General features: G+C 65.0%; 13 protein-coding genes and 1 pseudogene. 8 read left to right on the plus strand and 6 right to left on the minus strand.

What is annotated here, in order from left to right; genetic code table 11:
- Positions 1-76 precede the first annotated feature (76 nt).
- Positions 77-1,471 (plus strand): annotated as a pseudogene (locus QW887_RS13660) (alpha-amylase family glycosyl hydrolase); the annotation flags it as partial.
- A 27-nt stretch (positions 1,472-1,498) separates the two neighbouring features.
- On the opposite strand, the gene QW887_RS13665 reads toward QW887_RS13660, so the two are convergent.
- From QW887_RS13665 to QW887_RS13675, 3 genes are all read right to left on the minus strand, one after another.
- Entirely contained in the window at positions 1,499-2,155 is a 657-nt protein-coding gene (locus tag QW887_RS13665; RefSeq protein ID WP_315715130.1) for a nucleotidyl transferase AbiEii/AbiGii toxin family protein, read from the minus strand.
- Positions 2,127-2,468: a hypothetical protein gene (locus QW887_RS13670; RefSeq protein WP_315715129.1), complete on the minus strand. Its 342-nt coding sequence runs from the start codon at positions 2,466-2,468 to the stop codon at positions 2,127-2,129. The genes QW887_RS13665 and QW887_RS13670 overlap by 29 nt, the downstream gene beginning before the upstream one ends.
- 239 nt (positions 2,469-2,707) lie before the next feature.
- Positions 2,708-4,306, minus strand: a complete 1,599-nt coding sequence (locus tag QW887_RS13675) for an alpha-amylase family glycosyl hydrolase (protein ID WP_316194623.1) — start codon at positions 4,304-4,306, stop codon at positions 2,708-2,710.
- 152 nt (positions 4,307-4,458) lie between these two features.
- On the opposite strand from QW887_RS13675, the gene QW887_RS13680 reads away from it, so the two are divergent.
- Entirely contained in the window at positions 4,459-5,127 is a 669-nt protein-coding gene (locus tag QW887_RS13680; RefSeq protein WP_315751891.1) for an MBL fold metallo-hydrolase, read from the plus strand.
- A gap of 44 nt (positions 5,128-5,171) precedes the next feature.
- On the opposite strand, the gene QW887_RS13685 is transcribed toward QW887_RS13680, so the two are convergent.
- Positions 5,172-6,629, minus strand: a complete 1,458-nt coding sequence (locus QW887_RS13685) for a PHB depolymerase family esterase (RefSeq protein WP_316194624.1) — start codon at positions 6,627-6,629, stop codon at positions 5,172-5,174.
- Positions 6,630-6,763: 134 nt separating this feature from the next.
- On the opposite strand from QW887_RS13685, the gene QW887_RS13690 reads away from it, so the two are divergent.
- On the plus strand, positions 6,764-7,045 hold the full coding sequence (locus tag QW887_RS13690; protein WP_315751889.1) for a hypothetical protein: 282 nt from the start codon (positions 6,764-6,766) through the stop codon (positions 7,043-7,045).
- Positions 7,046-7,090: 45 nt separating this feature from the next.
- Positions 7,091-8,332 (plus strand): LLM class flavin-dependent oxidoreductase, encoded by a 1,242-nt coding sequence (locus QW887_RS13695; protein WP_316194625.1) that lies wholly within the window; start codon positions 7,091-7,093, stop codon positions 8,330-8,332.
- A gap of 175 nt (positions 8,333-8,507) precedes the next feature.
- Here QW887_RS13695 and QW887_RS13700 read toward each other — a convergent pair whose 3' ends face one another.
- Positions 8,508-8,918, minus strand: a complete 411-nt coding sequence (locus tag QW887_RS13700) for a response regulator (protein ID WP_315825568.1) — start codon at positions 8,916-8,918, stop codon at positions 8,508-8,510.
- A gap of 289 nt (positions 8,919-9,207) precedes the next feature.
- Between QW887_RS13700 and QW887_RS13705 the strand changes: the two genes are divergently transcribed.
- The 4 genes from QW887_RS13705 (at position 9,208) to QW887_RS13720 (ending at position 13,114) form a co-directional block, all read left to right on the plus strand.
- The gene (locus QW887_RS13705) at positions 9,208-10,026 is read left to right on the plus strand and encodes an outer membrane protein (RefSeq protein WP_316166298.1); all 819 of its coding nucleotides are present in this window, start codon (positions 9,208-9,210) and stop codon (positions 10,024-10,026) included.
- 115 nt (positions 10,027-10,141) lie between these two features.
- Positions 10,142-10,453, plus strand: coding sequence for a hypothetical protein (locus tag QW887_RS13710; protein WP_315715122.1), 312 nt, complete (start codon positions 10,142-10,144; stop codon positions 10,451-10,453).
- A 216-nt stretch (positions 10,454-10,669) separates the two neighbouring features.
- Positions 10,670-10,828: a hypothetical protein gene (locus QW887_RS13715; protein ID WP_213737209.1), complete on the plus strand. Its 159-nt coding sequence runs from the start codon at positions 10,670-10,672 to the stop codon at positions 10,826-10,828.
- Positions 10,829-11,737: 909 nt separating this feature from the next.
- Positions 11,738-13,114, plus strand: coding sequence for a cytochrome P450 (locus tag QW887_RS13720; RefSeq protein WP_316166299.1), 1,377 nt, complete (start codon positions 11,738-11,740; stop codon positions 13,112-13,114).
- Between the two features lie 173 nt (positions 13,115-13,287).
- Here the strand turns inward: QW887_RS13720 and QW887_RS13725 are convergent, their stop codons facing one another.
- Positions 13,288-14,130, minus strand: coding sequence for a glucose 1-dehydrogenase (locus QW887_RS13725; protein ID WP_315715120.1), 843 nt, complete (start codon positions 14,128-14,130; stop codon positions 13,288-13,290).
- Positions 14,131-14,214 lie beyond the last annotated feature (84 nt).

The following is a 14,214-nucleotide window of genomic DNA, read 5'->3' on the forward strand; positions in this document are numbered from 1 at the left end:
GCCCCGCGTTGACCGTTTCTTTCGAATGCCCATCGCAACCTCCTCATCGAGTGTTGCGACGACCAATTGAATCCGCCCCTGGTTCGTCGACGCCCGCAGCTCGAAGCAATCGCGCTATCGCGACTGGTATGTCTGGTCGGACAAGAAGCCGGCCAATGCCGACAAGGGGATGGTGTTTCCCGGCGTGCAGAAGTCGACCTGGACCCGCGACAAGGAGTCGGGCGGCTGGTACTTCCACCGCTTCTACGACTTTCAGCCCGATCTCAACACCTCCAATCCGGAGGTGCAGGCAGAGATCCTGAAGATCATGGGCTTCTGGATCCAGCTCGGCGTCTCCGGCTTCCGCATGGACGCGGTTCCGTTCGTGATCGCGGCCAAGGGCGCCGATGTCAGGAAGCCGGTCGAGCAGTACGACATGCTCAGGACCTTCCGCGAATTCCTGCAATGGCGCCAGGGCGAAGCGATCATCCTGGCCGAGGCCAACGTGCTGCCGGAAACCGACATGGAGTATTTCGGCGACGACGGCGACCGCATGCACATGATGTTCAACTTCCACGTCAACCAGCATCTGTTCTACGCGCTGGCGGCCTCCGACACGCGGCCGCTGGCCGAGGCGCTTTATCAGACAAAGGCGCGGCCGGCCTCGGCGCAATGGGGCCTGTTCCTGCGCAATCACGACGAGCTCGATCTGGGACGCCTGACCAAGCCGCAGCGCGCGGCGGTGTTCGCGGCGTTCGGCCCGGACAAGAACATGCAGTTGTACGATCGCGGCATTCGGCGGCGGCTGGCGCCGATGCTCGGCGGCGACCGCCGCCGCATCGAGCTCGCCTACAGCCTGATGTTCACCTTGCCCGGCACGCCCGTGATCCGCTATGGCGACGAGCTCGCGATGGGCGACGATCTCAGCCTGGCCGAGCGCAATTGCGCGCGCACCCCGATGCAATGGTCGACCGAGCCGCATGGCGGCTTCACCAAGAGCGACGCGCCGGCGTCTCCGGTGATCGATCACGGCCCCTATGGCTATGATCACATCAACGCCGCCCGGCAGCGGCGTGATCCGAATTCCATGCTGAACTGGACCGAACGCATCATCCGCATGCGCAAGGAGGTGCCGGAAGTCGGCTGGGGCGATTTCGAGGTGATCGCGACCAGGGATCCGGCCGTGCTGATCATGCGCTACGACTGGCGCAACAACTCGGTGCTGTTCGTGCACAATCTCGACGAGAAGCCGCGGGAGATCAGCTTCGATGCCGGACTGCCGGACGATGGCGGGAAGCTGCTGATCAATCTGCTGTCGGAGGATCACAGCCAGGCCGACGACCGCGGCCGCCACACCCTGGTGCTCGAGCCCTACGGCTACCGCTGGTACCGCGTCGGCGGATTGGACTATCTGCTGCGGCGAAGCGATATCGAGACGAAGAGCCCGGTGAAAAAGCGGCGGAAGACGCGGCGGCGATCGACGACCAACTGATGACGGGCGTCTTCAAGGAGAACGGCTTCAGCCGCTCGGCTGCGCATCTCGTTCGTGAACGAGGCGCTGAATTTCGACCAACGCCTCCAACGCCATTTCGCAGGAGGTGTCGACGAACTTCTCTCCGCGAGCCGTCAAATTGATGAGGTCTCGCATTTCCGCCTGGAACTGATATCTTGCCAGACTTAAACGATTGTGTGCGGCCGATACGACATCGCGGGTCATTGCCGGAGATTGCGCGATCTCGCCGAGCGCCGGTCGATCATAGAGATAGACCGCGGCAAGGTCGAACGTGTCGCGCGCCGTGTAGGTCGATGCACGATAGATCAACTTTTTCGTCGCAATCTCTGCCGGTCGCTCCGCCGGTATAATCCGGCCGCCGAAGCTCAACGGATACGTCGGATGATCCGTAAAGGTGGGCGCATTCAAGAAATCGATCTCACCTACGTCCCGGAGAATCAGCTTCAGATATTTGCCCGGCCATTGCCACGTATCGCAAAGGGCCTTCGTGACAGGATTCATGTTCGGCGCGAGCCGCTTCAGGGCCGTGCTCGAATCCAGAAAGATGTCGACGTCGTAGCTGATGCGATGATCGAAGCTCTGCGCCAGGGCCGTGCCGCCCCCGAACGTCCACGCCCCAGGGCCGCCCTCCAGGCTATCGAGGGACAGCAGCGCCTTCTGCATGAGGTCTTGCCACCTCGAAGGCCGCCATTTCCCTGACCCATCTCTCATTTTCGGACCCCACAACCTGCCAAGTGTCGATCGCCTTCGATAGTTCTTCGAACGTCACAGCCTTGTCGAGGACGAGATGATGGATCACAGAGGCATCAATTTCGTCAAAGAACGCCTGCACGTGGACACGCCATTTCGGCTCCAGTTTCTCGGCCTTGAGGCAGGCCAGCAACGTCGCCTCGCCAATGCGGACCGGCAGCGGCGTATTGATCGTGGTCACGGCCGCGGTGAGACTGTCAGACGTCGTCGGCGGCAGCGTATTCATCAGTTCGAACTCCCGCGAAGTACCGATTTCGGAGACCAGTACACGTCATCTCCTTGAAGGCCGAAGATTCCCCGGCATCTGTCGCGCAATATGGCGCCATTCAGTGGGAACCTCAACAATTCCGAGGACACGGCGGCGCGGAAGACCCGAGCAATACGGCTGAGGGCGTCCAGCGAAGCCCTGCGATCGGGCCTCAACGACATCGATTGCGACGCGCCGCCGCCTCGCCAGGGACGTGGCTACGTCCTCCTGCCGACGACCACGCCCTCATTGCCGCGCAAATCCAGCGTGCCGTCGATGCGTTCGCCGCCGCGGTCGAGCCAGGTCGAGAGCAGGATCTCGCCGGTAAGGCCGCCTGCTTCGATCGCGATGGAAACCGGCTCGCCGCCGAGATTGAGCGCGATGGTCAGCACCTCGCCGTCGTCTTCGCGGCGGTAGAGCAGGAGATCGCCTTGCGCCGCGACCGACCGATAGGACCCGGTGACGAGCACGCGGTGCTGCTTCCGCAGACGAATGAGCGCACGGGTGAGATTGAGGATCGAGCGCCGGTCGGCGGTCAGATTGACGACATTCTCATGCATGTAGTCATCGGCAACCGGCAGCCACGGCGCGGCTTGGCTGAAGCCGGCCTGCGGCAGCGCGCTCCATTGCATCGGGGTGCGGCAGCCGTCGCGGCCGACGCCGATGCCGGGCACGTTCTTCTCGAAGGGATCGCGCACCTGCTCCGGGCTGATGGCGACCTGATGCATCCCGATCTCGTCGCCGTAATACAGCGTCGGCGTGCCGCGCAAGGTCAGCAGCAGCATCGCCGCTACCCGCGCCTGCTCGGGCCCGACACGGCTCGCCACCCGGGGCCGGTCGTGGTTGCCGAGCACCCAGTTGGGCCAGGCGCCCGGTGGCAGCGCGGCTTCGTAGTCGGCGATGATCCTCTCGATCTCGCGCGCATGCCAGGGCGCGGACAGCAGCGCGAAATTGAACGGCAGATGCGCGCCGCCGAGATCCTTGCCGTAATAGGTCATCAGCCGCTCCAGCGGCAGGTAGATCTCGCCGATCAGCACGCGGTCGTCGAATTCGTCGATCACCTGCCGCATCTCGGCGACGACCTCGTGCACGTCCGGTTGGTCGGCGGAGTAGCGCGACAGGATCTGCTCATGCGGCGGCCTTCCGCCGTGATATTCGGGATTGGCCGGGTTGTCGCGAAACTCGGCGTCCTTGATGAGGTGCCAGATCACGTCCACGCGAAAGCCGTCGACGCCCTTGCGCAGCCAGAACCGCATGACGTCATAGATCGCCGCCCGCACCTGCGGATTGCGCCAGTTCAGGTCCGGCTGCTGCGCCAGGAAGGCGTGATAGTAGTACTGCCCGGTCTGGGACTCGAACTGCCAGGCGCTGCCGCCGAACTCGGACAGCCAGTTGTTCGGCGGCCCGCCATCGGCGGCCGGATCGCGCCAGATGTACCAGTCGCGGTGCGGGTCGTCGCGCGAGCGGCGCGCCTGCAGGAACCAGGGATGCTGATCGGAGGTGTGGTTCGGCACGAGATCGAGAATGAGCTTGAGGCCGCCGTCATGCGCGGCCTTCACCAGCGCGTCGAAATCCTCCATCGTCCCGAACAGCGGATCGATACCGGTGTAGTCGGCGATGTCGTAGCCGAAATCGGCCATCGGCGAGGTGAAGATCGGCGACAGCCAGATCGCATCGACACCGAGCGTCAAGAGATAGGGCAGGCGATGGATGATGCCGGTGAGGTCGCCGATCCCATCGCCGTCGCTGTCCTGGAACGAGCGCGGATAGATCTGGTAGAAGATCCCCTCGCGCCACCAGGCGCCCTGTTCCGCCATGTCGACCGCTTTCTGCTCGCAACGTGCGGCCCAACGCAGGAACCGACGGCAGGTTCACAAGCCCCCCTTGGTCGCCCTGGCCGGGACGTCGAGCCGCCGCCCGCAGGGTGTTTTTCACTTGGCGCATTGCGAAAAATCGGCATGCTGACGCCATGACCGAGCAGAACCAGACCAGGGCGAAGGCCGGCGCGATGATCGTGCCCGTGACGCCGTTCGAGCAGAACTGCACCATCCTGTGGTGCGAGGCGACGAAGAAGGCGATCGTGATCGATCCCGGCGGCGACGTGCCGAACATCCAGGCGGCGATCGCGCAGGCCAATGTCACCGTGGAGAAGATCTGGCTGACGCATGGCCATATCGATCACGTCGGCGGCGCGGCCGATCTGCGCGATCAGCTGAAGGTGCCGATCGAGGGGCCGCATGTCGCCGACAAATTCCTGCTCGACAACGTCGTCGCCAGCGGCGCGCGCTTCGGCATCACGGGCGTGCGCGACGTGACGCCCGACCGCTGGCTCGAGGAAGGCGATACGGTCGAGATCGGCGAGCTCGTCTTCGACATCCTGCACTGCCCCGGCCATTCGCCGGGCAGTGTCGTGTTCTTCAACAAGGAAATGCGCTTCGCCCATGTCGGCGACGTCTTGTTCAACGGCTCGGTCGGCCGCACCGACCTGCCCGGCGGCAGCCACGACACGCTGATCCGCTCGATCAAGGACAAGCTGCTGCCGCTCGGCGACGACGTCGGCTTCATCTGCGGCCATGGCGCCGGCTCGAGCTTCGGCCAGGAGCGGATGACGAACCCGTTCCTGACGGGGACCGTCTGACCCGCACGTCCCTCGCGCGCGAGCCCTGAACGGCTGCGGAGCGTCTACTTCAGGCCGGCCGCTTGCAGGGCACGGTCGATCACGGCGGCGACGTTGATGGTCCGGCGCCGCGGCTTGGCGGTCACGCCACTGCCGTTGATCGAAGATTCGCCGGTCGACGACTCCAGCCGTTTCGGCTCTGGGGGCTTGGAGACGGCCACGGGCTTGGACTCCGGCTTCTGGTCCGGCCTGGGCCTGGCCGCTTTCCGCGACTCGGATGCCGGCGACTCCGACGCGACCTTGGGCTGCGGGACCGCAGCGGATGCCGGTGCAGAGAGCAACATGCCGGTCGGCGACATTCGGGGCTCGACCACTTTGATCTCGGCTGGCTTGACGTCGACCGGCTCCGCAGCGGGGGATGGGGCGTCCGCCGCGCGTCGCAAGATCTTGGTCAAGGCCGGCACCGCCGAGATCGGCGACACCTGCGGGATCAGCTTCGTGCTCGGCGACGTCGTGGCCGCCTTGAGCGGACGAATCCAATCGGTGACGCCGAAGAATTTCGCGATGTGATAGGACGAGGAAATGCCGGCCTCGAGCAGGAACGGTCCGGCCTTGCCATAGCGCTTGTCGTTGGCCGCGAGCCCGATCGGCGTGCCATGCGCCATGTTGGAAATCGTGAACGATTCCACGACGGTCTCGCCGTCGGCATTCCACCATTGCTCATGCGGATAGCCGTTCACCTCGGCTGCGGCCATTGGCGCCAACGGCAGATGGTGCAGGTCCAGCCACTGCTTGACGATCTCGCCCGCATTGTCGGGATGCACCGTGTAGTCCGCTGTGCCGTGCCACACCGACAGCTTCGGCCACTTGCCGCGGTGGTTCGAGGCACGGCGAACGAGATCGCCGAGTTCGCCGGCGGGGCGCGCCGGCGGCATCCGCATCTGCAGGATCGCGTCGCGCATGCTGCGCGCGGTGCCGAACGGCAGCCCGGCGATGACGGCGCCGGCAGCGAACAATTCGGGATGCGCGGAGAGCAGCGCCATGGTCATCGCGCCGCCCGCCGACAGGCCGGTGACGTAGATGCGCCTGGGATCGATGGCATAGTCCGCCACCATGCGCGCGATCATCTCACGGATCGAGGCGACCTCGCCCTGGTCGCGCGTGATGTCCTCCGACTGAAACCAGTTGAAGCAGCGCTGCGGATTGTTGACCCGCTGCTGCTCCGGCAACAGCAGCGCGAAGCCGAAATGCTTGGCGAGCGTCGACCAGCCGGCGCCGAGATCGTACTCGGCGGCGCCCTGCCCGCAGCCATGCAGCACGACGACCAGCGGCGCCAGCGGCTGACGCTGCGCCGGCACATGGGCGAACATCTTCAGGCGCCCAGGATTGGTGCCGAAATGCTCGATCTCGATCAGCGGAGTCTCCGGGGCGCGACGCGGCTGACGATGAAAATCGGCAAATCCGGTGATGCTGTTCAGCTCGCGCAGCCGTCGCAAGTACTCAACATTTTCAGCGAGGGACAACGGCAAGCTCCTTAGGCATTCACGTATTCACGTCAGCGGGTAGACAATCCACCATCACCCAGATGGTTGCTGCAGTGCAAAAGAAAAAGCCCGCGAGACTGCGGACCTCAGCAATTTGATTGCGAATTTCGTTCTTGCTGCGATCTAAATGCCACGCCGAGGCGGCACTTCACGCAGCAATCACCGAAACGCGAACCGCGGGGCACGTCAATCGCCGCGAACGTGAGAGCGAGGCGCGCCGCAACCAGCAAGACCCGCACCACGCGCTCGACGGCATCATTCTTCATCACATGGCGAATCGCTCCGCGCGAATGAAGTGTGAGCACCGATCGGCGATCAGTAAACAAACAAATGGCAGCCATGCACCGGTCGCCGTGCGCGGCAAGATGATTGCCTCACACCGAGGCGCCAACTAGCCTGATCGGCAAGCAACAACGAATTCCGCTTGGGAGAAAACACACATGGCGCGGCTCAAATTTGGCGCTTTCCTCGCTCCGCATCATCCGATCGGCGAGCATCCGATGCTGCAATTCCGCCGCGACCTCGATCTGGTTTCTCAGCTCGACGAGCTCGGCTATGACGAGTTCTGGTGCGGCGAGCATCATTCCAGCGGCTGGGAAATGATTGCCTCGCCCGAGATGTTTCTCGCCGCAGCCGGCGAGCGCACCAAGCGCATCAGACTCGGCACCGGCGTCATCTCGCTGCCCTATCATCATCCCTACAACGTCGCGCAGCGGATGGTGCAGCTCGATCACATGACCGGCGGCCGCGCCATCTTCGGCTCGGGCCCGGGCGCGCTCGCCTCCGATTCCCACACGCTCGGCATCGATCCGATGACGCAGCGCGATCGTCAGGACGAGGCGATCGCGATCATCCGTCGCCTGTTCAACGGCGAGCGCGTCACCGCCAAGAGCGACTGGTTCACGATGAATGACGCAGCGCTGCAGATCCTCCCCTTGCAGGAGGAGATGCCGTTCGTCGTGGCATCGCAGATCTCGCCGTCCGGCATGACGCTCGCGGGCAAATACGGCATCGGCATCATCTCGCTCGGCTCGATGTCGACGCAGGGCCTGATGGCGCTGCCGCAGCAATGGGAGTTCGCCGAAGATGCTGCGAAGAAGCACGGCACGAGCGTGAGCCGCGCGAACTGGCGCGTGCTGTTGTCCTGGCACATCGCCGAGACGCGCGAGCAGGCACGCCGCGAGGCGGGCCCCGGGCTGATGCGCTGGCACAACGAGTATACCGTGGGCACCCTGATGCGGCCGGGCCTGAAGCCGTTCTCTTCGCCCGATGAAGCCGTCGACAAGACCGCCTTCGTCGACGGCGCGGCGTCGACGATCGGCACGCCCGACGATCTCGTCAAGACGATCAAGAATTTGATGCAGGTGTCGGGCGGCGTCGGTCACATCATCGGCTTCGTGCACGACTGGGCCAATCCGGAGAACACGCGCCGCAGCTGGGACATGGTCGCGCGCTACGTCGTGCCGGAGATCAACGGCTACATCGACGGGCTGCGCCGCTCGCAGAAATTCGTCATCGAGAACCGCGCCATCTTCGAGCGCGCCGGCCAGGCCGTGATGGCCAAGATCATGGACAACGACAAGGCCGCCGCGGCGCTGTCGCAGACGGGACCCGGCCGCGTCGCGATTCCCGCGGTGAACGCGCCGGACCTGCAGCAGGCCGCGGCGAAGCAGCGAGGGTGAATCAACGACGGTGCGTAGGGCGGATTAGCGCAGCGTAATCCGCCGACCCTCACGAGAGACTTCATCAGGTCGTCGTCGGTATCACGATCGAGCATGGTATATGCCAAGTGGGCAGGTCGCTACGCCGTACCCTGACGGCGGATTACGCTGCGCTAATCCGCCCTACCCATGGCCCTCACCTCACCGCCGCGACCAGCCTCTCGCAGTCGGCGATGGTCGCGATCTGCTTCAGTGTCTCGCGGAGCGCCGGCAGGTCGACGGGCTTCTGGAATTGCGGATAGACGACGAGCCCGAGCACGGTCGCGAGCCGGACGTGCTCCTCGCGCGTGGCGTCCTCGGCGCCGCTGATGAAGATCACCGGCGTGCGCGATTTCAGCTCGTTGAGCAGCAGCAGGATATCGGCGCCGCAGCGATCGCCGAGCGACAGATCCAGGGTGATGCAGTCGAAGGTCCGCTGGCGCAGCACCTCCGCCGCAGCCCCGACCGAGGTCACGCAGGTCGCCTCGTAGCCGCACTGCGCGGCGATCTTGCGCAGGATCGACAGATGCACCTCGGCATCCTCGATCACCAGCAACTGATTGCTCATGCCCTTGCCCTCGTTGTCTGCTGACCAGACGTCAGGTCTGGCCGTTGCTAGATGAGGCCGATGGCCGGGTGGTAAACATTTGGCTCCGTGGATTTACGGGTCAAGAGCACGCGGGGGCCGACCTCGGGCGGGGTGGACCGTCCAACGTCGCTTCGGCCAAGTCGACGTATCTCACCAGCAACACCGCGAACTTTTTGGCTCAGCCGATCGCGATGCAATTGCCGCGTTCGATGCAACCGGCGATGGTGCCGCAACCATGTCGAATCGACGTCGCGCGCTAGGGCAAAGCATGACGAGATCTGGAGTAGCGGCGATTGCGTTCGCGTTCGCGAGCATCGCGCTGGCGGGAGCAGCGAAGGCGGCGGACCTGCCGGTGAAGGCACCGCCGGTCGTCGCCGCGCCGTCGTGGACCGGCGTCTATGCCGGCGTGTCGGTCGGTGCCCGCTGGGCGGACAATGATTGGCGGACCAGCGACATCTCCCCGAACTTCGGTGCCGGCGTGTTCGTGCCGACGGCAGGCACCGGCGGGGCGATGGACAGTGTGGCGGCCAGGATCGGCGGCTATCTCGGCGTGAACTGGCAGTTCGCTCCGTCATGGGTGGCTGGCGTCGAGGGCGACTTTGGCTGGGCCGACAACACCAAGCGGGCGAGTGCGCTGCCGGGCACGGCCGGGCTGTTCTTCGGCACGCCGCTGGTCGGCCTGCCGTCCGGCTCGGTGAAGGAAACCTGGGACGGCAGCGTGCGCGCCCGTCTGGGTTATCTGGTCGCGCCCTCTACGCTGGTCTATGGCAGCGGCGGCGTGGCGTGGCAGCGCCTCGAGCTGAACGCCAGTTGCACCATCGTTCCCGGCAACCCGTTCTGCTTCGGCAGTCCGCACGATGAGACCTACGCCTCGACCCGGGTCGGATGGACCGTCGGCGGCGGCATCGAGCACATGATCGGCGGCCGCTGGCTGGTGCGGGCCGACTACCGCTACGCCGATTTCGGCACCTGGACTCAGCCCTTCTTCGTCGCCGGCGGCGTCGGGGTCGGGTTCGACGACCGCTTCACCGCGCACGTGACGACGCGAACTCATACGGCGACGATCGGCCTCGCCTACAAGTTCTGAGGCGCGGCTGGTCCTGACGCGCACTGTCATGCGCTCGCCGATGAGCGTGAGCACCGTCAAACCATAGGGCCGGCGAGGCTTGGCTCCAAACTGCCCGGGCGCTACTTTGAGCGGCATGCCTGCTGCCAAACCTCAATGCTTTCCACGGCCGCCCGCCCCCGTGTCTGCTGATGAAATCATTTTCATCAAGGACACGATCAAGCGATTCTATGGCGACGACGCGATCGTGCGCAACTTCGGCCCAGACCCGGCTCGCCTACAGCTGCACGTCGAAACCAGCCGCGACATTGGAGCGGCGAGATATGACTGCCTCGGCGTCTTGATGACCCGAATCGACCGCGATCAGATCGCCCTTGAGGTGACGCGGCGGGGCACACGGATATATGGCCACGCGAAACTCGCCTACCGTCATGGCGTCGCACTTTGAAAATAGCCGCCTTGGGACGAACGGACGCGTGCGCGACGCGGCTACGCGCGCAGCCGAGGACGCATCGGCGATCGGGCGTCACGAGGATTTTCTTAACCCCGGCCTGCCATGTTCGCCGCCAATCGCGCACGGTCTGCGGGGGACCGCTCGCGCGTAGGATGCGCCAGGCAGCCCGCCGTCTCGACCCGGCAGGTTTTTCCGCGAGAAAGGTCGCAAATGTCGCTCTCCTCAGCCAAGAACTACGCGCTGCGCGCCGAACGTTCGCAGGACCCCAAGGAGGCCGCCGACCTCCTGGCGAAGGCGATCCTGGAGCTGGCGGCCTCGATCGAGGCAACCGACGCCAAGGTGAAGAAGATCAACAAATCGGGCGGCTGATGGACTTGGCTCCAGGTCGGAACGCGTGGCGGCTTCTGCCTGCGGCGAGGCTTGCCCGCCTCGAAAGATGATCCGCTGACCCTGCGCGGATTGACCGCCGAAATCGCGGCATCACCGGCGAGCGACAGCAGGACGTATTGGCGACCGTCGGGGCCGACGGGCAAATCGCTTCCAGCAAAGCGCCTTTGAGAAGGCGAAACCGCACCGCGCCGGCCTGTCGATCACAGGCTCATCACCATGAAGCGGTGCGCGCCGAAAAACTCATTTCACGAAACACCTCAATCACATCATCCCTGTCCAGTCCTGCGCGCAAAAATATTCTGCTTTCGTTTTTCCGAATCAAGCATACCTTAACGCAGTCCCGTCTCGATTAAGAGGGGCGCTTCGCGGGTCGTCACGAACGTTGAGGCGGGATGCGGTGGGCGTGTCGATGTCGCAGCGTGGTTATCCCGCGCGGACGAACGGCGGCGATGCGCACGGTCAAGTCGCGTGGTCCTGGCACCCCGATGCTGGTGTTACGCTTGCAGCGGCGCTCACGCGTCGCGCAGGCAACGGTGGCCAAAAAGCCCGGCGCACCGGGGAGAACGCGAAGCAGCCGTGAAAACCATCGCGCGGGGAATGCCGGGATGCCTCGGCTGAACCTGTGGTACCTGCCGCCTGCATTTTTTTCTGCAGGCGGGCCATGGGTGCGGCCAGCGCCCGGCATTCCCCGTGCCCTCTGCTTGGGGGGCAGCAAGTCCAGCAGGACTCGGACGCATGAAGCGCGTCGCGAGATCGCCAACGCGTGCGATGCAGCACAACTACACCGAGACGAAATAACGCAGCGTATTGCATGATGGCTGCAACCGCCCTTCAATGATGTGCCGGCGCGTCGCCGCGCCCCGCCGCCTCGAAAACGGAGCCTCCTTGATGTCGATGCAAAGTGTGGCCACGCCATCGTTCCGCCTGACCTCGCCGCGGCGCAACTCACTGACCCATATCCCCGGCGACGAAGGCTGGCCGATCATCGGCAAGACGTTCGAGACCCTCGCCGACCCCAAGGGTCACGTCGAGCGCAACGCCAGGAAGTATGGCCCCGTCTACCGCACCCACATGTTCGGCGAGGTCAACGTCGTGCTGCTCGGCCCCGAGGCCAACGAGCTGGTGCTGTTCGACCAGGCCAAGCTGTTCTCGTCCGCGCATGGCTGGGGCCACATCCTCAACCTGCTGTTTCCGCGCGGCCTGATGCTGCTGGACTTCGACGAGCATCGCATGCACCGCAAGGCGCTGTCCGTCGCCTTCAAGGCCGGGCCGATGAAGTCCTATCTCGCCGGCCTCGACCGCGGCATCGCCGCGCGCATCGCGCAGTGGAAGGCAAATCCGGGCGAGATGCTGTTCTATCCGGCGATCAAGCAGCTCACGCTCGACCTCGCCGCGACGTCCTTCCTCGGCACCGAGATCGGGCCGGAGGTCGACGCCATCAACCGCGCCTTCGTCGACATGGTCGCGGCCTCGGTGGCGCCGATCCGCAGGCCGCTGCCAGGCACGCAGATGGCGCGCGGGGTCAAGGGCCGGCAGCGCATCGTCGCCTATTTCTCCGAGCAGATCCCGTTGCGACGTGCGAAAGGCGATGGCGACGATCTGTTCTCGCATCTGTGCCGCGCCACCGATGACCACGGCGCGTTGCTGTCGACGCAGGACATCGTCGACCACATGAGCTTCCTGATGATGGCGGCGCACGACACGCTGACCTCGTCGCTGACCTCCTTCGTCGCCCAGCTCGCCGCGCATCCACAGTGGCAGCAGAAGCTGCGCGACGAGGTGACGAGCCTCGGCCTCGCCAAGGACGAACCGATGACCTCGGAGCATCTGGAGAAGATGAAGCTGACCGAGATGGCGTTCCAGGAGACCCTGCGGCTGATGCCGCCGGTGCCGTCGCTGCCGCGCCGTCCGATCCGGGATTTCACCTTCAAGGGCTACGCGATTCCCGCCGGCACCGGCGTCGGCATCAACCCGATGTACACCCATCACATGCCGGAGATCTGGCCGGAGCCGGAGCGGTTCGACCCGATGCGCTTCACCGACGAGGCCCAGCGCGGCCGCCACCGCTTCGCCTGGGTGCCGTTCGGCGGCGGCGCGCACATGTGCCTCGGCCTGCACTTCGCCTACATGCAGGTGAAGTGCTTCGCGCGGCACTTCCTCGCCAACCTCGAGGTCTCCTTCGCCCCCGGCTATCAGCCGAACTGGCAGGTCTGGCCGATCCCGAAACCGCGCGACGGGCTGAAGGTGATGCTGAAGGCGGTGTGACCCGCGCGCATTGATGCAGCGAGGGCGCCAAGGATCTTGGTTTGTTGCGGACTCTTTCCCCCTCGTCTTCCTCCTCGTCATGGCCGGGCTTGACCCGGCCATTCATCCTGCTGCAATGCGCGGATGAGCGACGTGGATGTCCGGGCATGACGAAATGTGTACTTCGCCGTCCCCTACTCCACCGCATCCCCCAGCAGCTTGCGCATCGCCTGATAGCCCTGCTGCTGCTGGCTCCAGTTGCGGCCGCCGGTGATGGCACCGTCGATGACGAGATCATGGCCGTTGATGAAGCTCGATTCGTCGCTGGCGAGAAACACCGCAGCGTAGGCGATGTCGTCGGGCAGGCCGGCACGCGGAATCGGCTGCGCCGTGGCATAGGCGTTGCGGATCGTCTCCGGCGTCTTCTCGGCCGCCTCGGTCGACAGGCCCAGCGCCTTGCCGAAGATGCCGGTGGCGATCAGTCCGGGCGAGATCGAGTTGACGCGCACGCCGGACTCGCCGAGCTCCATCGCCACGCATTTCGTCAGATGGATCACCGCCGCCTTCGCCGTGCTGTAGACCACCGAGGTGGAGAAGCCGGCGAGCCGGCCGGCGATCGAGCCGTTGTTGATGATGCTGCCGGAGCCTTGCCGCTTCATGTGGGGCGCGGCGTATTTCATGCCGAGCATGACGCTGCGCACCAGCACCGCCATGGCCTGGTCGAACCGATCGGCGTCGAGGCCTTCGATGCCGCCGGTCTGCGCCGGACCGCCCGCATTGTTGAACACGCAATCGAGCCGGCCAAAGCGCTCGACCGCGCCATCGATCAATGCCCGCATCTGCCCGTCGACCGTGACGTCGGTCTGCCGGAACACGCAGCTCGCCCCGAGCCTGCTCGCCAGCGCCTCGCCCTCGGCGCTGCGCCGGCCCGCGACGACGACCTTCGCACCCTCGGCTACGAAGATTTCCGCCGTGCGCAGGCCGATGCCGCTGGTCGCACCCGTGATCACGGCGACCTTGCCCTCCAACCGTCCCATTCCCTGCTCCTTCCTTTGCTGCTGCGTGCTCGTTCTGGGCGGCGGAATAACAAGCGCCTGAGTTCCGCCGCGGAACCATCATCC

It is taken from the genome of Bradyrhizobium sp. SZCCHNRI3052, from assembly GCF_032484895.1.
In the GTDB taxonomy this organism is placed as follows: domain Bacteria; phylum Pseudomonadota; class Alphaproteobacteria; order Rhizobiales; family Xanthobacteraceae; genus Bradyrhizobium.

Excerpts from the sequence above, each read along its gene's own strand:
- QW887_RS13665 (WP_315715130.1), bottom strand. The coding sequence starts at position 2,155 with ATGCAGAAGGCGCTGCTGTCCCTCGATAGCCTGGAGGGCGGCCCTGGG.
- QW887_RS13670 (WP_315715129.1), bottom strand. The coding sequence starts at position 2,468 with ATGAATACGCTGCCGCCGACGACGTCTGACAGTCTCACCGCGGCCGTG.
- QW887_RS13675 (WP_316194623.1), bottom strand. The coding sequence starts at position 4,306 with ATGGCGGAACAGGGCGCCTGGTGGCGCGAGGGGATCTTCTACCAGATC.
- QW887_RS13680 (WP_315751891.1), top strand. The coding sequence starts at position 4,459 with ATGACCGAGCAGAACCAGACCAGGGCGAAGGCCGGCGCGATGATCGTG.
- QW887_RS13695 (WP_316194625.1), top strand. The coding sequence starts at position 7,091 with ATGGCGCGGCTCAAATTTGGCGCTTTCCTCGCTCCGCATCATCCGATC.
- QW887_RS13700 (WP_315825568.1), bottom strand. The coding sequence starts at position 8,918 with ATGAGCAATCAGTTGCTGGTGATCGAGGATGCCGAGGTGCATCTGTCG.
- QW887_RS13705 (WP_316166298.1), top strand. The coding sequence starts at position 9,208 with ATGACGAGATCTGGAGTAGCGGCGATTGCGTTCGCGTTCGCGAGCATC.
- QW887_RS13710 (WP_315715122.1), top strand. The coding sequence starts at position 10,142 with ATGCCTGCTGCCAAACCTCAATGCTTTCCACGGCCGCCCGCCCCCGTG.
- QW887_RS13715 (WP_213737209.1), top strand. The coding sequence starts at position 10,670 with ATGTCGCTCTCCTCAGCCAAGAACTACGCGCTGCGCGCCGAACGTTCG.
- QW887_RS13720 (WP_316166299.1), top strand. The coding sequence starts at position 11,738 with ATGTCGATGCAAAGTGTGGCCACGCCATCGTTCCGCCTGACCTCGCCG.
- QW887_RS13725 (WP_315715120.1), bottom strand. The coding sequence starts at position 14,130 with ATGGGACGGTTGGAGGGCAAGGTCGCCGTGATCACGGGTGCGACCAGC.